General features: G+C 33.1%; 16 protein-coding genes. 9 read left to right on the forward strand and 7 right to left on the reverse strand.

The features are described 5' to 3' along the window. Positions 1-189: 189 nt before the first annotated feature. From ATE84_RS24575 to ATE84_RS24585, 3 genes are read left to right on the forward strand one after another with little or no spacing between them, the layout of a single operon-like run. On the forward strand, positions 190-1,167 hold the full coding sequence (locus tag ATE84_RS24575) for a M23 family metallopeptidase (RefSeq protein ID WP_101450432.1): 978 nt from the start codon (positions 190-192) through the stop codon (positions 1,165-1,167). Positions 1,168-1,176: 9 nt separating this feature from the next. Beyond that, complete coding sequence (locus ATE84_RS24580) at positions 1,177-2,283, forward strand: CapA family protein (protein ID WP_101450433.1); 1,107 nt, start codon at positions 1,177-1,179, stop codon at positions 2,281-2,283. 2 nt (positions 2,284-2,285) lie between these two features. Further along, positions 2,286-2,615, forward strand: a complete 330-nt coding sequence (locus ATE84_RS24585) for a MerR family transcriptional regulator (RefSeq protein WP_024772724.1) — start codon at positions 2,286-2,288, stop codon at positions 2,613-2,615. 56 nt (positions 2,616-2,671) lie between these two features. Here ATE84_RS24585 and der read toward each other — a convergent pair whose 3' ends face one another. The 3 genes from der to era form a co-directional block, all read right to left on the reverse strand. After that, a complete protein-coding gene (gene der, locus ATE84_RS24590) occupies positions 2,672-3,979 on the reverse strand; it encodes a ribosome biogenesis GTPase Der (RefSeq protein ID WP_101450434.1) in 1,308 nt (435 codons plus the stop codon). A gap of 304 nt (positions 3,980-4,283) precedes the next feature. Beyond that, complete coding sequence (locus tag ATE84_RS24595) at positions 4,284-5,816, reverse strand: choice-of-anchor I family protein (RefSeq protein WP_101450435.1); 1,533 nt, start codon at positions 5,814-5,816, stop codon at positions 4,284-4,286. 167 nt (positions 5,817-5,983) lie between these two features. Then, a complete protein-coding gene (gene era, locus ATE84_RS24605; protein ID WP_101450437.1) occupies positions 5,984-6,865 on the reverse strand; it encodes a GTPase Era in 882 nt (293 codons plus the stop codon). Between the two features lie 169 nt (positions 6,866-7,034). On the opposite strand from era, the gene ATE84_RS24610 reads away from it, so the two are divergent. Continuing rightward, on the forward strand, positions 7,035-9,113 hold the full coding sequence (locus tag ATE84_RS24610) for an OmpA family protein (protein WP_101450438.1): 2,079 nt from the start codon (positions 7,035-7,037) through the stop codon (positions 9,111-9,113). Between the two features lie 36 nt (positions 9,114-9,149). Here ATE84_RS24610 and ATE84_RS24615 read toward each other — a convergent pair whose 3' ends face one another. From ATE84_RS24615 to ATE84_RS24625, 3 genes are all read right to left on the reverse strand, one after another. Further along, a complete protein-coding gene (locus tag ATE84_RS24615; RefSeq protein WP_199176911.1) occupies positions 9,150-10,493 on the reverse strand; it encodes a sodium:alanine symporter family protein in 1,344 nt (447 codons plus the stop codon). A gap of 75 nt (positions 10,494-10,568) precedes the next feature. Next, the gene (locus tag ATE84_RS24620; RefSeq protein WP_101450439.1) at positions 10,569-11,036 is read right to left on the reverse strand and encodes an RNA methyltransferase; all 468 of its coding nucleotides are present in this window, start codon (positions 11,034-11,036) and stop codon (positions 10,569-10,571) included. 83 nt (positions 11,037-11,119) lie between these two features. Beyond that, positions 11,120-11,962 carry an N-acetylmuramidase family protein gene (locus tag ATE84_RS24625; RefSeq protein WP_101450440.1) on the reverse strand — a complete coding sequence of 281 codons (843 nt, stop codon included), beginning with the start codon at positions 11,960-11,962 and terminating at the stop codon, positions 11,120-11,122. A gap of 602 nt (positions 11,963-12,564) precedes the next feature. Here ATE84_RS24625 and ATE84_RS24630 point away from each other — a divergent pair. The 3 genes from ATE84_RS24630 to ATE84_RS24640 all read left to right on the forward strand — a co-directional run bounded on the left by ATE84_RS24630 (position 12,565) and on the right by ATE84_RS24640 (position 17,121). Next, the gene (locus tag ATE84_RS24630) at positions 12,565-13,140 is read left to right on the forward strand and encodes a hypothetical protein (RefSeq protein ID WP_101450441.1); all 576 of its coding nucleotides are present in this window, start codon (positions 12,565-12,567) and stop codon (positions 13,138-13,140) included. Between the two features lie 164 nt (positions 13,141-13,304). After that, complete coding sequence (locus ATE84_RS24635) at positions 13,305-16,364, forward strand: histidine kinase (RefSeq protein WP_101450442.1); 3,060 nt, start codon at positions 13,305-13,307, stop codon at positions 16,362-16,364. 7 nt (positions 16,365-16,371) lie between these two features. Beyond that, positions 16,372-17,121, forward strand: coding sequence for a LytTR family DNA-binding domain-containing protein (locus tag ATE84_RS24640; RefSeq protein WP_101450443.1), 750 nt, complete (start codon positions 16,372-16,374; stop codon positions 17,119-17,121). A 34-nt stretch (positions 17,122-17,155) separates the two neighbouring features. Here the strand turns inward: ATE84_RS24640 and ATE84_RS24645 are convergent, their stop codons facing one another. Further along, positions 17,156-18,391: an NAD(P)/FAD-dependent oxidoreductase gene (locus ATE84_RS24645; RefSeq protein ID WP_101450444.1), complete on the reverse strand. Its 1,236-nt coding sequence runs from the start codon at positions 18,389-18,391 to the stop codon at positions 17,156-17,158. 111 nt (positions 18,392-18,502) lie between these two features. On the opposite strand from ATE84_RS24645, the gene hutH reads away from it, so the two are divergent. Further along, positions 18,503-20,038: a histidine ammonia-lyase gene (gene hutH / locus ATE84_RS24650; protein WP_101450445.1), complete on the forward strand. Its 1,536-nt coding sequence runs from the start codon at positions 18,503-18,505 to the stop codon at positions 20,036-20,038. Then, a complete protein-coding gene (locus tag ATE84_RS24655; RefSeq protein ID WP_101450446.1) occupies positions 20,038-21,165 on the forward strand; it encodes a WG repeat-containing protein in 1,128 nt (375 codons plus the stop codon). The genes hutH and ATE84_RS24655 overlap by 1 nt, the downstream gene beginning before the upstream one ends. Positions 21,166-21,188 lie beyond the last annotated feature (23 nt).

The raw sequence follows: 21,188 nt of genomic DNA on the forward strand, positions 1-21,188 counted from the left end.
TTTTTTCGAAATAAAACACTTAATACAATCGTGATCAATATTTTACGTTGTTTTAAAAAAAAGATTCTAAATCGATATTTGTCAGTTTTTTCTGGACTTTGCAACAATTTGTTATATTTGTTGCGATGTCTTGGTTCTTTATGAACCACATATTGGTTGATATCCTGCAAAAATAGCATATTTTAGATTATGTCAAAGGTTAAATATTACTATGATAGTGAGACGCTTTCTTATCGCAGAATTGAGCAAAAGAAAGGGCGTAAATTTGGTATAGCTGCATTAGGAGTGATTAGCTCTTTTTTAGCTGGTTTTATCCTTCTTCTTATTTATCTTAACATCCCTCAATTAGAGACCCCAAAAGAAAAAGCCTATAAAAGGGAACTTGAAAACATGCAGCTTCAATATGATTTAATGAATCAAAGATTGAAGCGTGATGAAAATATTTTAAAAGAAATCGCCGAGCGTGACGATAATATATATCGACTTTATTTTGGAGCTAATCCTATTCCTGAGGAATTACGTAACGCTGGATTTGGAGGAGTTAACAGGTACAAAAGCTTAGAAGGTTTTGACAATTCTGATATTATTATTGAAAGCAGTGAACGTATAGACAAATTGACCAAACAGATTGTAGTTCAATCAAAATCTCTTGATGAAATCGCATCTTTGGCAGAGAAAAAAGAAGAATTATTAGCAACAATTCCCGCTATACAGCCTATACAAAATTCGGATTTAAAACGTATGGCATCGGGTTATGGATGGAGAAGTGACCCTTTTACCAAAGCAAGAAAATTTCATTATGGAATGGATTTTTCTGCCAATACAGGAACTCCTGTTTATGCGTCAGGTAATGGTGTTGTAACCCGTGCAGATGCTAATTCTTCTGGTTACGGAAAACATATACGCATTGATCACGGTTTTAATTATGTTAGCTTATATGCCCATCTAAATAAATACAATGTAAAAAAAGGGCAGAAAGTAAAACGGGGAGATGTTATTGGATTCGTAGGAAGTACAGGAAGATCTGTTGCCCCTCACTTACATTATGAGATTTTTAAAGATGGTGAAAAGATTAATCCTAGAAATTTCTATTACGGAAGTTTAACTTCTGAAGAATTTGATCAAATGCTTAAAGCTTCTAATCTAATTAATGAAACTCTAGACTAAATAATATTGATGCGCAAACTATTTCTTATTGTCTTCGTTTTTGGTTTTTGTTCTTCTATACAAGCTCAAAAATATTCAAAAGAAGTACTGGACTCGATGTACGTAATAGTCCAAAATACCCAACAAAAATTAGCAAAACCTAAATATATTAAAATCATGGCCGTTGGTGATATCATGATGGGAACCGATTTCCCTAATGATAGCTATTTACCTCCCGAAGGCAAAGGTCCTTTTGATGATGTTAATACTATACTTAGTCAAGCAGATTTGCTTTTTGGCAATTTAGAAGGCACACTTACTGATGAAGGTGAGAATGCTAAACGCTGTTCTGATCCATCAAAATGTTATTCATTTAGGTCACCAGAATATTTTGGAAAATACCTTGAAGAAACTGGGTTTGATGTAATGAGTATTGCTAATAATCACATTGGCGATTTTGGTGAAATAGGAATCAAAAACACCTCTAAAACTCTCGAAAAGCACAATATTGCTTATGCCGGAGTATTTGCTCAGCCTTCTACAGTTTTCGAAAAAGATGGTATCACGTATGGATTTTGCGCTTTTGCCCCTAACAAGGATTGCATAAAAATTCACAACTTAACCAATGCTAAAAAAATCGTAACCGAACTCAAACAAAAGGTAGATATTGTGATTGTTTCTTTTCATGGAGGTGCAGAAGGCCTAAAATACACTCATGTTCCCAGAAAAACAGAACGTTTTTATGGTGAAGATCGCGGTGATGTCTATCGTTTTGCACATACCATGATCGATGCTGGTGCTGATATTATTATAGGACATGGACCACATGTTTCGAGAGCTTTTGAGGTATACAAAAACAAATTTATAGCATACAGTTTGGGTAATTTCTGTACCTATTCCCGATTTAATCTAAGTGGCATAAAAGGATATGCTCCAATTGCAGAAATCGAAATTGACACCGATGGTAATTTTGTTAAAGGAAAGCTTCATTCTGCCAAACAAATAGATGAAGTATATCCGTTTATAGATGAGAAAAAGAGAGCTCTAAAGGAAATTAAACAATTAACAGACGAGGATTTTCCTGAAAGTAAACTCATGTTTGAAGATGATGGAAGTTTTACACAACAAAAAGAATAAGTATGTATGTAGACTTACCAAAAAAAATGTATTACAGTATTGGCGAAGTAGCCGATGCATTTGATGTAAACGCTTCATTAATTCGCTTTTGGGAAAAGGAATTTGATATTATAAAGCCTAAAAAAAATGCTAAAGGCAATCGAAAATTCACCCCAGAAGACATCAAAAACCTTGAGTTAATTTACCACTTGGTAAAAGAACGCGGATTTACTTTGGAAGGTGCTAAAATTCATCTTAAAGAACAAAAACAAGAAGCCTTAGACAGTTTTGATATTATCAGAAAACTAGAATCTATCAAAGGACAATTGCTTAAGATTAAAGAACAACTATAAAAAAAGTAAAATTAGAAAGTCATCTTATTTCTAATTACAAAAACTACTTCTCTTATTTATTTCTTCCTTAAATACACCGAAACTGGTACACCATGAAAATTAAACTCTTTACGAAGCTGGTTTTCGAGAAATCGTTTGTATGGATCTCTTATATACTGAGGTAAATTACAGAAAAATGCAAATTGAGGTTGCGGTGTTGGTAATTGTGTAATATACTTTATCTTCACATATTTACCTTTATAGGCAGGTGGTGGATTATGTTCAATTATCGGCAATAAAACATCATTAAGCTCGCTGGTTTTGATCTTCTTAGATCTGTTTTTATACACCTCTACAGCAGTTTCGATAGCTTTAAATATACGTTGCTTTGTTAAAGTCGAAATAAATACAATAGGAACATCTGTAAATGGTTCTATTTCTCTACGTATATATTTTTCAAAATCTTTTAAAGTATTGCTCTCTTTATTTTCTACGAGATCCCATTTATTAACTAAGATTACTATTCCTTTACGATTACGCTCTGCCAGCCAAAAAATATTTTGCACCTGTCCGTCAAAACCTCTGGTAGCATCCAAAACGATTAAACAAACATCACTATGTTCAATCGCTCGAACCGATCGCATTACAGAATAGAACTCCAGATCTTCTTTCACTTTAGACTTACGTCGTATTCCTGCAGTATCTACCAGATTAAACTCGAATCCAAAACGATTGTACTTGGTATCAATTGCATCCCTAGTAGTTCCCGCAATATCGGTGACAATATATCGATCCTCTCCTATCAAAGCATTAATAAAAGAAGATTTACCAGCATTAGGTCTTCCTACTACTGCAAATCTTGGTAATTCACTGGATTCGTCTTCATCTTTTTCGGGCAGTACTTTTACCAATTCGTCCAGAAGCTCTCCTGTACCACTACCATTAATACTGGCAATAGTATAATATTCGCCAAGGCCCAAATTATAAAATTCTACTGCATTTGTTGCTCTCTGTCCATTATCCACCTTATTTACAACCAAAAAAACAGGCTTATCTACCTTACGAAGTAGATTAGCAACATCTTGATCCATTCCTGTTATTCCTGATTCTACATCAACCATAAAAATAATAGCGTCTGCTTCATCGATAGCCAATTCTACCTGCTTATCGATTTCGGTCTCAAAAACATCATCACTCCCCACAACATATCCACCGGTATCAATCAATGAAAACTCTACTCCATTCCAATCACTCTTTCCATAATGTCGATCACGGGTTACCCCGCTAACAGCATCTACAATAGCCTCTCTTCTTTGAATTAATCGATTAAAGAACGTTGACTTTCCAACATTAGGTCTTCCTACAATTGCCACTATACCACTCATTGATATCTATTCTAAATTTTGTGCAAAATTAGACTTTTTATTTTAGCAATGCTATAAATGTTTTGATTTGATTAATAATAGAAAAGAAAGTAAAAATAAAAAGCCCAAAGGCCGATGTTTCAGGCCGATGGAACTTTTCATAATTGATAGTCAGTCAGTGAAATAATTACTTAGTCAAATATACCACCTATTATAGTCAAGTTGGTTACTGTAAAACAACAAAATTTTTATTGTTATTAATGAAAAGGCAGGGTTATTCAGTGTTTCGCCGACATTACGACAAATATTATTTTCATGAACTTATTCAATCTTTTTCATTTATTTCATAAATAGCAACAGTATTAGACACTTCATTAGTTACAATAATCAAATCATTTTCTGTTGGACTATCTTCTGCTTCAACAACAATTAATCCTTCTGGAGAAATATCTGTCTCATCCCTTAACCATTCTAAAAATTTTGGACTAGATGGATTAGATACATCATATACCAAAACTCCTCCTGTTCTCTCTAACCCCACAAAAAGGAGTGTTTTATCACCTACTTTAAGAGTTTCTACAGCTTCTGGCTCTGCTCCTTTATCATCAGATCTTTTATCAGCTACACTCCCTTCATTAGTATTAAAAGCACTTGGATCCAGATCAAAAATCGTTTTTCCTATTTGATCTCCACTATCATATATGACTGCTCCCGATGTAGACCAAATCGTAAATGATCTCGCACCATAAGCATAAATTTTGTCATAATCTCCATCTCCATCAATATCTCCATTTGCTGTGGTAATTTTTAATCTTCCCAAATTCTCATCTAATTGTAAAGTAGCTGCATCAGAAAAAACAACAGGGTCAAGTGTAAGATCTTTTACTCTCTTTTCTTCAGAAAACCCATCATAATCTCTGGAATCTCCTTCATTTGCAGTTATTAAGTATCGTCCTCCTCTGATCTTAGTATACGTTATAGCATCTGGGTGATAAAATCCTAAAACTGGCCAATTTTGAAAATTCCCTACAATATCATCTTTATCACTAGCATCTATTTGATTATTTGTTAATCCATAATTTTTTACCCCCAGCCCAATAATATCTGCAATTGTTTTAGTTTCTAGATTGACGATTGCCAATCCATTATTTTCCTGCAACGTAACATATGCTGTTTTCGAATCATGAGAAATAGCTACATATTCTGGCTCTACATCTTGTGCCAAAGATGCTCCTAGTCCAAAAACCCGAAAATCATTACCAATAGTCTGACCATTAAAAGCTGTAAAACTTATATTCGAAACCTGCCCGGTAGCAACCTCTATAACAGTTATTGATCCTTCTGGATCATCCGTATACAAATCATTAGGTTCTCCCTCATTTGCTGCTACAATATATTTCCCATTAGGGCTAAAAGTTACCATATCTGGTAATGCTCCTGCTGGATAGGTATGTAGCAATTCTTGTGAATCCGAATTATAAATTGCAATCGTTCCGTTTGCTTGTTTGTTTGAAGAATTTTCTAAAGCCACAGCTACTATCCCTTTATTTACAGCTACGCTATTGGGGTTACCAATCAGAGATATATCTACTCCTTGTACAGGTACGCCGGGATCAGAAATATCCCAAACCGAAAGTTCTGATTCTTTTGGATTTACAACAAAAAGTTTATCTGTTTCTGGGTCAAAAGCAGAAATCTCTGCAAATCCCTCACCTTCCGTTCCATTGGTAAACCCTCCAATTTTCTTGAACGTTAGTTTACTAGTATTTCCACCTCCATGATAATCATCAGGATCGCATGCGCTAAAAAGGCTTAATGTAACTGCGGAAATAAGAATAGTTTTGTTAAAAATTTTCATTATTGATCTCGTTTTGTGTGATTAAAACTCCAAATGTTAACAACGTATATATCCTTAACGTTATGCTAAGGATAAATTATAAACATCGATCAATAAATACCCTTCTTACAGCTAATAAAGAAGGTATAAAAAAAGTAACTAAAGTAATATTATTTGCGGTAGAGCAATTAATTATTATATCCAAATCGTTTTAATTGACGTTCATTGCTGCGCCAATTTTTATTGATTTTTACATAAAGTTCTATATGTATCTTTTTTCCAAAAAACTTTTCCAGTTCTTTACGAGCTTCAGTACCTACTCTTTTTAAAGCAGATCCTTTATGGCCTATAATTATTCCTTTTTGAGAATCCCTCTCAACCATAATTACCGAACGAATTCTAATAATATCATCATCCTCTACAAATTCTTCTGTCTCTACCTCTACAGAATAAGGGATCTCTTTTTTATAGTGCACTAATATTTTTTCGCGAATGGCTTCATTTACAAAAAAACGTTCTGGTTTATCTGTTAACTGATCTTTTGGATAAAAAGGCGGAGAATCTGGTAATAATTCGACTATTCTACCAAAAACTTCTTTTACATTAAAATTCTCTAAAGCAGATATAGGATATATTTCTGCATTGGGTACTTTTTGACTCCAAAACTGAACCTGTTCCTCTAATTTTTCCTGATTAGACTGGTCAATTTTGTTTATTAGTAAAAGAATAGGAATTTTTGCATTTGTTATTTTATTAAAAAAAGCTTCATCTTTCAGATCTTTTTCACCGATCTCTACCATATATATCAATACATCGGCATCTTCAAAAGCAGATTTAACAAAATCCATCATTGATTCCTGGAGTTCATACGCAGGTTTTATAATCCCAGGAGTATCTGACAGAATCACCTGAAAATCATCACCGTTTACAATTCCTAAAATACGATGTCTTGTTGTTTGCGCTTTAGAAGTAATAATAGATAACTTCTCGCCAATAAAAGCATTCATTAATGTAGATTTACCGACATTAGGGTTACCTATAATATTTACAAAACCAGCTTTATGAGCCATATAATTGATTTTAATGCAAAGGTAGACGAATATTAAACAAGAAAACAACAGATCATAGAATTATTACACACATCCATGTTTTATTAACATTTTCCTACAAAAAGTAGTTATTAAAATAAAGATACTGAATTCACTTTTTAATTGAATTTTTCTTAAATTTAGTTCCAGTATGTTTTCAAACACCCCGTGGAAACAAGTTTTTAACATTAAATTCTGGGATCGTTTGAAAAATCACACATTATTTTTTGCCTCAATCTTTATAAAAAGAAATCTCATTTCTTTATGGGCATTTATTCTCTTATCATCGTCACAGCTTTTTTCTCAAGATCAGGATAAACTTATAACTAAGGCAGATCAAAGTTTTACAGCATTTGCTTATATAGATGCCAGAGCAATATATATAGATGTTGCTCAACGTGGATATTCTTCTCAAAATCTATATGCTAAACTAGGAGATTCATTTTATTTTACAGGAGATCTTGAAGACTCTGTAATATGGTATGAGAAATTAATTCAGAACTATCCAGAAGATTTAAATCCCGAATATTTATTTAGATATGCACAAAGCTTAAAAAGTGTTGAGCGTTACAAGGAAGCCGATAATATTATGGATCAATTCTATGCTATTACAGGAAATGACAAACGTGCTAGGTCTTTCATAGAAAAGAGGAATTATTTAGATTTTATCGAAATGCAATCGGGTAAATATGACATATTCCCTCTTAGTATTAATTCAAAAAATTCAGAATACGCTCCTAGTTTCAACAATAAAAATCAAATCGTCTTTGCCTCGTCAAGAAGTAAAAATACTAATGATTCAAAACTTCATAAATGGAACAAAATGCCTTTTTTAGATATCTTTTCTTCAAATATCAAAGAAGATCAGATTACTCTGGAAGACCCTGTTAAGTTAAAAGGAAAAATAAACACAAAATTCCATGAGTCATCTACTAGTTTTAGTAAAGACGGACAAACAGTATATTTCTCTAGAAACAACTACACTAACAATAAATTAGGAACAAGCAAAAAAGGGGTTGTACTCTTAAAATTATATAAGGCCACCCTCAAAGACGGAACATGGACAGATATCGAAGAATTATCATTTTCTAGTGACGAATATTCTGTATCTCACCCTTCTTTAAGTGCTGATGGAACTAAACTCTATTTTGCCAGCGATATGCCTGGCTCTATGGGGCAGTCTGATCTGTTTGTGGTAGATGTATTAGGAGATGGAAAATATGGTGAACCAAAAAACTTAGGAGGTAATATAAATACAGAAGGCAGAGAAACTTTTCCTTATATAAGTAGCAGTGGAAGGCTCTATTTTTCTAGTGATGGTCATGTAGGGTTGGGAGGCTTAGATATTTTTGTTTCTGTACCTAACGAATCTGGCTTTTCTAATGCTTTTAATATTGGTAAACCTGTAAATAGTTCTAAAGACGATTTTACCTTTGTATTAAACGAAGATACCAAAATAGGATATTTTGCCAGTAACAGAAAAGGAGGCAAAGGCAATGATGATATCTACAGCTTTAAACAAACAGAAGAATTGATCACTTCTTGTATGCAATATATAGAAGGCACAATCACAGATAGCGCAACTGGTGAGCCACTTTTAAGAACAGATATTATAGTGTTGGATAAAAATAAAAACACAATACATCAGGCAGTTTCTGATTTAAAAGGAAAATACAAAATTAAAGTCCCTTGTAATGAATCATATACAATACGAGCAGAACTAAATGAGTATATGCCAAAAGAAGTTTCACTAGAAACCACAGGTATTTTTGAATTTATTCACAATATTCCTTTTGTATTAGAAAAAACAGGAGTGCAAAAATTGTTATCTACCAGAGTAGAGATCACTATCGGTGATGATTTAGGCAAGATTTTACAGCTAGAACCTATTTATTTTGGTCTGGATGATTATGAAATTAGTCCAAATGCCGAAGTAGAACTCCAAAAAATAATTTCGGCGATGAATAAATATCCCGAATTAAAGATTGAGGTTCGCTCACATACCGATAGTAGATCCAGTCATTGGTACAACAAAAGGTTAAGTGTAAAAAGAATGAGGGCCACAATAAAATATATAGTGCGAGAAGGTAATGTTAATTGGCGACGTATACCTGGTAAAGCCTATGGAGAGAGAAGGTTAATGAATAAGTGTGCTGATGGAGTCGATTGCACAGAGGAAGAGCATCAGGAAAACAGAAGAAGCGAGTTTATCATTATCAAAATGAAATGATGTAAAAACCTGATCTAATGAAGTATAAAAGTGGTATTACATTTTATATTTTTCAAAATAGATTTTAGCTCTCGCATTCACTCTAGGAGCTAATAATAATCCGGAAATTACGGTAGGAATTGCCATGATTGCAAAAGCACTATCAATAAGATTAATTGCAAATTCTATTTTAACTACTGCAGCGATTATAATCGACACTATGTACAAATAATTATAATACTTGCCATACTTCGGCTTGGTTAAAAACCCTAAACATGTAGTACCATAATGCGAATATGAAAATAATGTAGAAAGCCCAAATACCAGAACCATAATAACCACTACAATATCTCCCAAACCATACGGAAGAACAGAATTAAAGGCTTCTAAAGTAAGAGATATCCCATTATCACTAGAACTTTGCCACACCCCTGTAGAAAGTATTGCCAAAGCAGTTAATGTGCATACCAGTAATGTATCTATTGCAGGACCAATCATAGCTACTAACCCTTCTCTAATAGGCTCATTAGTTTTTGCTGTCCCATGCATCATAGGAGCAGTTCCTATACCTGCTTCGTTAGAAAATGCGGCTCTTTTTACTCCTGTTTTAATCAAATACCCTAAAGCTCCTCCTGCCGCTGCTTTTCCAGAAAATGCATCAGATAAAATTAACATGAACATATCTGGTATTTTTTCTATTTGTAATACTAAAATAGTAATCACTGTAATAAAATATAATACCACCATAAAAGGAACTAATCTACTAGCTACAACGCCAATTCTTTTTATTCCTCCCATAATAACCAGCGAAGCAAAGCCTGCTAATACAATTCCTATATACCATTTATAATCATCATTCCAATCCAAAACATCTATCAATGTTTGAGTTAATTGGTTTGCCGTAAACGCAGGTAGTGTACCTATCAGTCCTGCCAAGGCAAAAACTATAGCCAAAGGTTTCCATTGGGTTCCCAGACCTTTGGTTATTATATACATTGGACCACTAAGCAAAGACCCTTTATCATCCTCTGATCGATACATTACGGCTAATGAACAAGTATAAAATTTGGTTGCCATACCAATTAAGGCACTTATCCACATCCAGAAAACGGCTCCAGGACCACCAGTAACAATTGCTACGGCTACGCCACTTATATTCCCCATACCTACTGTTGCAGCAATAGCAGAAGATAATGCCTGAAAATGACTAAGCTGGCCAGGCGCATCTTCATTATCATATTTACCTCGCAACACATTGATCGCGTGTTTAAAATAGAAAAAAGGCGTAAACCTAGAATAAATCAAAAAAAACATTCCCCCTCCGATGAGCAATACCAGTAAAGGCCAATCCCACACCCAAGAACTAAAACCAGCAACAAAATCTTCTATTATTTTAAACATATATGATAAGGATAGTAGTTATAAATGTAGTGACAAAAATTATATATGATACCTTCATTTTAAAAATCACAAGGTTCATGCTTTTATAAATCTTGGTTTATCAATGCCCCGATCATACATAATAATACTTCCCGCTACAGCAACATTAATACTTAGTTCTGATTTAAACTTGACTAAAAACTGTGAGTTTCCGATAGCTTTTTTGGGCAAGCCATGGTCTTCGGCTCCCAGTAAATACACACAGCGTTTTGGGTGATTAAAAGTTTCGAGAAATTGTGCCTCATCTGTTAGTTCTACTCCTACCAACATTGCTCCTTTAGGTAAGTGTTGATAAAAATCTTCAAAAGTATCATAATGAAAATACGACATCGCTTTTACTGCATTATGTGTATCACTGGCTTGTTTTGCATATCGATTACCTATCGTAAAAATAAAACTAGCTCCCATGTTTTGTGCAGAACGCCATAATACACCTAGATTCTCTGGTGTTTTACCATTTTGAATACCAATCCCAAAAAATTCATTCTCAAAATTATCAATCATAAGGCAAAAATAGAAAAACTGAAATATAGTTAAAGAACCACAATCTAAACTAAAACAAATTTAATTCTACTATATAACCACAATTAACTATTACTATATTTTATATAAGCATTTTTTAGTCTAGTATCATACTTATTTTTCTTGTAACCCGATCCATTATATCCTTCGGCAAATCTCGCCCAGTTCTTTTCTTTTATCCAATCTAGCAGTTTTTTACCTTTAAAAGATGTAGCTTCTATAAATTTCCCAAAAGCTTTAAGGTGTTCTCTTTCATGATCATACATTTCAGAAACAAAATGATCTACAGAAGAAAAACCTAAGTTTGCATAATGAAACCCCATGATTTGAAAAGCTCCCCATGATGCTGAGCTATATGCTGCTTCATGAAACGCTGGTTCATCAGACATCCCTGCAGCTTTTTCTAAACGATCATACTCACCTGCTCCTCCTTGATAATATACTTTTGTCCATTTTTCATATAGTACGTTTTTGGTATATTCAGAAATATACTGAGATGGATTTACTCCTCGCTTACCCAGTTCTTTCCAAAAAATATGTCCTTCAAACAAAATTCTTGGTCTGCCAGATACCAAAAATCCCTTTCCATTACTTTCTATTTCATTAACTGCTTTTACCATTGCTAATTCTAATTCAAACTGATCTGCAAAATCCTTAATATCTTGTTCAGATAAGAGTTTATCATTAAATGCAATAAGGTCATTTTTGACTTCAATAAGCTTGGACCAGGTTTTAAGTCCTACAATACCATCTATTACAAGATTATGCTTAGCTTGAAAATCTCTGACAGCTGTATCTGTATCCTTTCCAAAAAAATTAGACACATATACTTGATATCCCAGTGTGGTTAGGATTTCTTCTAAAAAATGAACATCCTGTCCGTGTGAACGGTAACGTATTGTTTTCATTTATTTATATTTTAAAGATTTTTTGTATTGGGTCGACTTCTATTATAAAACAGAAGGTAAGTATCAAATAGTCTATAACTAAACGTAAAATTCACTAAACATATTTAGTAAAAACTGAATATCTGGCATAACGTTTTTTATGTTCTCTAAATACTAATAGTAAACATGCACATCTTTGAATGATCACAAGAGATGATCTTTATTAAAAAAGATGTCTAAAGTCTAAATTTCGTTAGGGTAATTCTTGTCAAGACGCAAAAATAGTATCTCAAAAGTATAATTTCAAACTCAATTACAACCCCACTATTCTATCACATTATCAGACATTTACACATAATCTACACAATGAACAACATAAATCAAAAGCAGCAAAAAACTATAGGCTCTGAAAAAGATAAATTCATCAAGTAGTTTACCATACTGGTTACCAATATGCTTTTACCTCCTATCATTTAAAGCATTAGAATATAAAACGACGAAAAGATATTTTATTTTACAAAAACGAATTCTAGTTAGATCATTACGAATACTAAAAACACATCCTCAAAAATGAAAGAAGGGACTACTTTTATATCAAATAGCCAACCTCAAAATAAGCTGTTATGAAAAATGTTGCCATAATCATTATTCTGTTTCAAAGTTTTCAAGGTATCCATGCGCAGAAAGTTTTTGCCGATACTCAAGAGTTTTTGGTTACTACCGAAATTATGGATCGAGGAGAAAAACACCCCTCATATGTTATTAACTTGGTTCGTTCGGGAGAGGAAAATTCAGATAAAATATCGACTCTTACTATTGAAGACACAGAACTTTTTGAGGATATCTTTATAACCACCTTAGAGAATCCTGGACTAGAAGGAGTCTCTAAGGTGATTAAGATGGAAGTTGAATACTTAGCATGTTGTGCTCATGTAGAAGCATATTATTACATGCTTAAAGAAGATAATACAATTGCCGAGTTGCCTGAACTTAAAAATGTGTATTGCGAAAACTCTGACACTGATTTTCAATACATATTTCCAAATCAGGAATATGGCATAAAAGATAATATATTACAAACACAAACATTTTACCAAGGAACATCAACTAATATTAAATATGTAAACCTTAAACAACGTTTTGCCTGGAACCGTGGTGTTATTGAAGATTCAAAGACAACTGCTATCACCGGGTACTAATTAATCCTAACAGTAATCTCAATCTAATAAACAAAAAGGGGGAAACTTTTGTTTATTATACCGACCCACCCTAACCGGTGGTGTCGGTTTTTTTATATTTAAATTGATTATGTGTCAGAAAAAAGCAGTTTGACTATATTTGTTATCAACCAGACAAACCTCTTGTGAACTTAAACTATAAATACATTTATCTTGCTGCTTTCTTGATATTAAACATTATCGGCTCATTATCAGCACAGAATAACCAACTTAGAGCATATACATTAGAAGATGGACTGCCACAATCACAAGTTTATGATATCATACAAGACAAAATAGGATACTTATGGTTAGGTACTCAAGGAGGTGGCCTCTCTAGATTTAATGGTGAAGAGTTTAAAGTATGGAATGAAAATGATGGATTACAATCCAACTATATTCATTCACTTGCTTTTGTGAATGACAGTCTTTTTATTGGCACCAAAAATGGATTAAGTATTAAGGTTAAGAATAAATTCACTAACATTGAAAGCCCTCGGATTAACAAAATATGCTTGATAGATAACAAAACCTATTTGGCCACTAATATTGGCATTTATCAGTATCGTAAAAATCTAGGATTAATTAAAATCAACCTTAACCCCAAAATCAACACTAGTATTATTAATGACATCGTTTTTGATGGTAAACTATATTGGGTAGCTACCAATAAGGGGCTCTGGAAATTAAATAATATAAAACAAGGCACTAGCATTATAGAAAGACATAGCGCATATGATTTCACTGCTGCTATCTTTTATAATAATAAAGTATTTGCCGCTGCTTTCAATCAAGGGGTTTTGGTTTTAAATACTAATGCTAAAACCTACGGTAATCGTTGGATTCAAAGACCCGTAAGAGTAACAGATATTTCTGCACATAACAATAATGAATTATGGTTTGCTACCGATAATGATGGAATCACAGTCCTTGATTTTGAAAAGTATACAGAAAAAAAGAAAATTAATCGAAAAAATGGACTGTCTGTTTCTTACACTAGAAAAAGTATTTTAGATCGCCAATCCAATATCTGGATCGCTACATCTGGAGGAGGGTTTTGTAAATATTTTCAAAATAATTTTACACACTATGATCAAAATACAGGATTAAAAGGTAATCGTGTATATGCAGTTCACAATACAAAAAATAGTATCTGGGCATCTAATTCTGAAGTTGGAATGGTAGAGATCGATTCTCTGGGAATTCACCATATCCCACAAGAAGAACGCTTATCTGATGTGAAGATTAAAACCATAACCAGTGATAATTCAGGAAATATTTGGGCTGGTACCGAGGGCAAAGGCATTCTTTTTAAAGAGATTAAACAAGTTGATAGTATTATTGTAGACACTATCAATAGCAAAGAACTAAATTCTGACCCAATTATCACGACCGACACCATTGCAATAACTGTTAGAAAAAATCATATCATTGATACTGATAAAGGTTTACTATCAGACTGGATAAGAAGCATACAGGTCGTAAACAATACTATTTGGGTTGCTTCTTATTCGGCAGGTATCTCAAAATTTATATACGATTCAAAAAAGAAACGTATAACATCTTTGAAGAAATTTACCAGAAAGAGTGGTATTAAAGATTTGCAAATCAGAGACATGAAAAAAGATTCTCTCGGTAAAATCTGGTATGCTACTCAAAATGGACATCTGGGATATATCGAGAAAAATAAAGTTACACATTTAGGCAATGTTCTAAAACAAAAAACAGCAATTAGCACATTGCTTTTTCATAAAAACATATTATACCTCGGTACAGCCGGAAGAGGGATTTGGTGGTCTAAACTTGATGGAAACATTACTTTTAAAAAGTTAAAAGGTAGAAAAAAACCCTATTCAGACAATATCTATCAAATGATATTTGATGACAAAAACAATCTATGGGCAGGAAGTGAACGAGGAGTTGATAGAATTGAACTGAACCAATCAAATGATATTGTAGACGTTTTTCACTTTGGAAGAAATGATGGTTTTTTAGGAATTGAAACTTGCCTTAATGCTGTCACCAAAGATAATCAGGGAAATCTCTGGTTTGGTGCGATATATGGACTAACCAAATATCAACCTACAGGAACTACAAAAGCTACAATTAAACCAAGCCTGTATTTTGAAGATGTAGAAGTTGACTATCGTAGTGTAGATTCTATTCAATTAGGCACCTGGGTAAATAGCAAGAATGTTTTAAAACTAACGCCTAATCAAACAGAATTATCGTTTAGTTACAAAACTATTGATCTTGATCATCCTAATGATGTAGAATATCGCTGGAGATTAAACAATTCTGAATGGAGTCCCTGGTCATCAGACAACAAACAAAATCTTGCAGGACTAGCATATGGACCACATTACTTTTCTGCGCAATCCAGAAATTACAGATGGGAAGAAAGCGATCCTATTATGTTTCAGTTTTTTATTGACAGTCCTATTTATGAAAAAGCTTGGTTTCAATTAGCCGTCTTAGCAATAATAGTACTAATTTTAGGTGGATATGCATTATCTTACATCCGAAGAGTAAAACAAAAAAACAAAGAAGAGCGTAATCGCTTACAAATGCAGAATCATTTACTATCATTAGAACAAAAAGCACTGCGTTTGCAAATGAATCCTCATTTTATATTTAACGCACTTAATGGTATAAAAGCAATGGGGACCAATAACCCTAATCGTATGAACACTACGATAAACACATTTGCAACTTTATTAAGAGAGACATTATATAATTCTAGAAAAGATCATATAACCCTGGATCAGGAAATACAGACTTTAAAACATTATATCGAAATAGAACAATTAATGGCTAGTAAACCTTTTATCTATGATATTTCTATAGATTCTGATTATGACCCTGAAGAAATCCTTATTCCGCCAATGCTAATTCAACCTTTTGTAGAAAATGCTGTTAGACATGGTATCTTAAAAGGCAGTCGTGATGGTGAATTAAAAGTATTATTTCATACTACCGAAGATTTTTTATATTGCACTATATTAGATAATGGACAAGGTATTTTTCAATCGCAAAAAAGCAAAACTAAGACAGACCACCAATCTATGGCACTTACAGTGACCCGAGAGCGACTTGAATCAATTTCAGGAAAAGATTCTTTACACATAAAAGAGATTCTCTTAAACGGTAATTCTGTAGCAGGAACCGAGATTACATTTAAAATACCATTAGAAACCGACTATTAAAACAATTATGCTTACAGCAATTATCGTAGAAGACATGCCTGATGCACTTCAGCTTTTAAAAAGTGACCTAAAGGCAAATCATCCAGAAATAAAAGTAATTGATACTGCCCAAAGTGTTGTTGAAGCAGCAAAATCATTACGTAACACACAACCTGACATTCTTTTTTTAGATATTATGCTAGGTGATGGTACTGGATTTGATATATTGGAAATATTTCCTGATCTAAAATCAAAAATCATTTTTGTTACCGCTAGTGATGAGTTTGCTATTAGAGCCTTTAAATTTGCAGCTATTGACTATGTCTTAAAACCATATTCAAACGAAGAATTAGCACAAGCTATTGCTCGAGCAAAAGAACAGATTCAACCAAACAAAGAACGCCTTAACATTCTAAAAGACACATTATCTGCACCAGAGCAAAAACCTGATAAAATTTCATTACATACGCTCGATAAGATCATTATCGTAAATCTGGATGATATTATTCGTTGCGAATCTGATAGCAATAACACCATTTTCTATCTTCAGGATGGGCAGAAAATTTTTGTAACCAAAACATTGAAATATTTTTCTGACATGCTCAAGAATTATCAATTTCTACGAGTGCATCAAAGTCATCTGGTCAATCTACAATGCATTAGTGCCTTTATCAAAACTGACGGAGGATATCTTATGCTAAAAAACGGAGAAAACATTCCTGTTTCGGTACGAAAAAAAATAGAAGTGATGGAGATTCTAGATCGTTTACACAGATAAACACCTCACTTACACCGCCTTAAAAATCAATTTATCAGGCTTCATTTTCTATATCTATCATATGTGCAACCGTCTTAATCAATCTATTATGCTTGGTAACAAAAGGATTAGTCTTATCCCAGACATATCCAGCTAAAACTGCGCATATTTGCCTTTTGATTTGCGGGTTTTCTGGCTGATGAAAAAATAATTTCTGAAGATTTCCAGTGTACCATTCTTTTACATAGGATGAGAAAACATTAACTCCATCTTTAATATATCCTGTATATTCTTGCTCCCAATCTACATTTGTGCCTTGTAATTCTTTGGCGACAAGTTTTGCTGCTAACAATGCCGATTCGGTAGCAAATGTAACTCCAGAAGAGAACACGGGATCTAAGAATTCTGCACTATTTCCTGTTAACACATATCCTTTTCCGTATAGTTGCTTTACGGATTTTGAGAAATTTTTAATCAATATAGGGTCAAACATAAAATCAACATTTTTAAAACGCTCATAAAAATAGTCTGAACGTTGTAACATTTGTGTCAATTTTTCTGTAGCATTACCCTCAAATGATTCCAGAAACTCTGTCGGCCCTACATACCCTATACTGGTAACTCCATTAGAAAAAGGAATCACCCACAACCAGGTTTCTGTATCTATTACATCAAATGTGATTAGTGTCCCTTCATTTCCTTCGGGCCTATTTATATCTTCAACATGTGTGAAAATTGAAGAATGTTTAGGTAATTCAGAAGGTTGTTCTAAATCCAGAAGTCTAGGCAATACTCTTCCATAACCACTAGAATCTATAACATATTTTGCAGTAATAACATGATGATTTCCTTCTTTATCTTTTATAGTTGTTTTTGAAATTTCTCCTTCAAAATCCACAGCAATAACTTCTTCTTCAAAACTGATATCTACCCCTCTATTAAGCAGCTCTTTTGCAAGCGCTGCATCAAAATCTGCTCGAGGCACCTGCCATGTCCAATCCCAACCCTCGGTATGCTTCTTACTAAAGTCAAAATTACAAACTTGTGACCCTTTTAAAAATCGTGCTCCTGATTTTACTTCGAACTCACATGCCTTTAAACAATCTAATAGTCCTACTTCTTCAAAATGATCCATACATCTTGGCAAAAGACTTTCTCCTATCACAAATCTTGGAAAAAGATTCTTCTCTACAACTTTTACATTATAACCATTATTATGTAAATAGGAAGCTGCAACACATCCCGAAGGCCCCGCCCCCACTACTAAAACATCAATATTTTCATCATTCATAGCACTATTGTACTTATTAATTCCTTAATTATTATAAATTTGCAAACCAAAATAACTGTTTTATTTTTGGTTATTAAAATATTATTCATTAAAATTTTGAGCAAGATATAGATGCTAACACTAACAGGGAAAATAGAAATACAAGACTTTTTCAACATTATATTTAAAGAAGAATCGATTGCAATAGACGAAAGTGTTCTAGCAACTGTAGAAGAAAGTTTTAATTTTTTGAAAGAATTTTCTGAAAACAAAATCATTTATGGCGTAAATACGGGCTTTGGGCCAATGGCACAATACAAAATAAATGATGAGGAAAGAAATCAGCTACAATACAATTTAATAAGAAGCCACGCTTCTGGAACAGGAAACCCTATTCCTCCTATGTATGTAAAAGCAGCTATGCTGGCACGTTTAAACACCCTATGTTTGGGATACTCTGGTGTTCATAAATCTGTCATAGATGTTATGACTTCTTTGATTAATAAAAATATTACGCCTCTTATTTATGAACATGGAGGTGTGGGTGCTAGTGGAGATTTGGTTCAACTAGCACATTTAGCGTTAACTCTTATTGGTGAGGGAGAAGTGTTTCATGAAGGAGAACAAAAAAATACTAAAGAAGTTTTTGAAAAAGAAAACCTTAAACCTATTACGATTGCATTACGAGAAGGACTTGGCTTAATGAACGGAACCTCGGTAATGACTGGTGTGGGATTAGTAAATACTATTTACACAAGAAGATTATTGAACTGGATGATTACAGCTTCATGCGCAATCAATGAAATTGTAAAGGCATATGATGACCATTTATCACAAGAATTAAATCATGCAAAAAAACATGTTGGGCAACAACAAATTGCTAAACAGATGCGAGAGCATTTAGAGAGCAGTTCTTTAATCAGAAAAAGAGAAGAATATTTATATACCGACCAAACTGAAGTAGCTGTTTTTAAAGAGAAAGTTCAAGAATATTATTCATTACGTTGTGTTCCTCAAATATTAGGACCAGTCTTAGACACCTTAAACAATATTGAAAAAATTCTAATAGAAGAGGTTAATTCTGCTAATGACAATCCAATTATTGATGTTAAGGAAAAACATGTATATCATGGTGGTAATTTTCATGGAGATTATGTTTCTTTAGAAATGGATAAGTTAAAAATTATAGTTACCAAATTGTCAATGCTGTCAGAACGTCAATTAAATTATTTATTAAACTCTAAATTAAATGACATACTTCCTCCTTTCGTAAACCTTGCTAAACTAGGTTTAAACTTCGGAATGCAAGGAGTACAATTTACAGCAACGTCTACAACAGCAGAAAATCAAATGCTATCAAATCCTATGTATGTACATAGTATCCCGAATAACAATGACAATCAAGACATTGTAAGTATGGGAACAAATGCTGCCTTGATTACAAAAAAGGTTATAGAAAATGCTTTTGAAGTTGTTGCAATAGAGCTAATTACTATTGTTCAGGCAATAGAATATCTAGGTGTAAAAGATCAAGTTTCCACGAATACAAAAAGGATGTATGATGCCATCCGAAATATAGTTCCTATATTTACAGAAGATGTTATTATGTACCCCTACGTTAATCAAGTAAAAGATTTTATTATAAATAATGAAACCAAAGAAGCGTGATGAAAACTAAACATTTTTTATTTTTTGTATTTTCTTTTTGTTTGCTAGTAGGGTCTGCTCAAGAACTAGCATTAGCAAAATTCGAAGGTAAATTTGGTTATCTAACAAAATCAGGTGATTGGAAAATACCTGCAACCTTTGACGTTGCAAAAAACTTTTCTGAGGATCTAGCTGCCGCAAGAAAAGGTAAACTTTGGGGATTTATAAATAGAAAAGGAGAATGGGCTATAGAGCCTAGTTTCGACAAAGTTAAAGCTTTTAATTCTGGTATTGCAGTTGTTTTAAAAAACAAAGAATGGTTTTATATCAACACCAAAGGAGAGAAAACCCTTACCAATGTTAATACCGATAAAATTTATGATTTTAAAGACGGTTTTGCTATCCTAAGAAAAGGGGATAAAATAGGCTTTATCAATACAAAAGGAGAGACTACAGTAGCTCCAAAATTTTCGAAAGCCTTCAATTTTGAAAATGGATATGCCAAAGTAAGAGAAGATGAAAAATGGGGATTAATAGATCCTTCTGGTAATTATTTTGTAAAAACAACCTATGATGGTGTTAGTAATGTCTATCACAACGCAATTGTAGCTACCCAAGGTCTTCGGCATGGATTGATTATTAACGGAGAATTTAAAGAAATATCAGGAGCTCAAAAAATCTGGGATTTCTCTGTAAATGGAGAATATACTTACGCCAAAAAAAATGATAAAATTGGATTTATCAATAAAAAGGGAGAATGGATAATTGAACCTGCATATGATAAAGTAAGAGCTTTTAATAACGGATTAGCGCCTGTGTTCAAAGATGGTAAATGGGGATATATTAGTACCAGTGGCGAAACTGTAATTCCTTTTAAATTTAGAGACGCAGAAATATTTAGTGCAGATGGATTGGCACCTGTTAAATCTAAAAAACTTTGGGGATTTATAAATACAAAAGGAGAACTGGTCATAGAAGAGAAATATGAAATTACAGCTGGTGGTTTTTCTATTTTCAAAAAAAATGCGCAAAAAGGTTTTGTAAATGGCTTAGCAAGAGTTAAACAAAAAAAATCTTGGTGTTTTCTAAACACTAAAGGAGAAATACTTAAAAACATGTGGTTTGAAAATTTAGAGTTATTTAATTAATACTTATTAATCTTTTATACAGA

Origin of the sequence: Aquimarina sp. MAR_2010_214 (genome assembly GCF_002846555.1) — a bacterium.
In the GTDB taxonomy this organism is placed as follows: domain Bacteria; phylum Bacteroidota; class Bacteroidia; order Flavobacteriales; family Flavobacteriaceae; genus Aquimarina.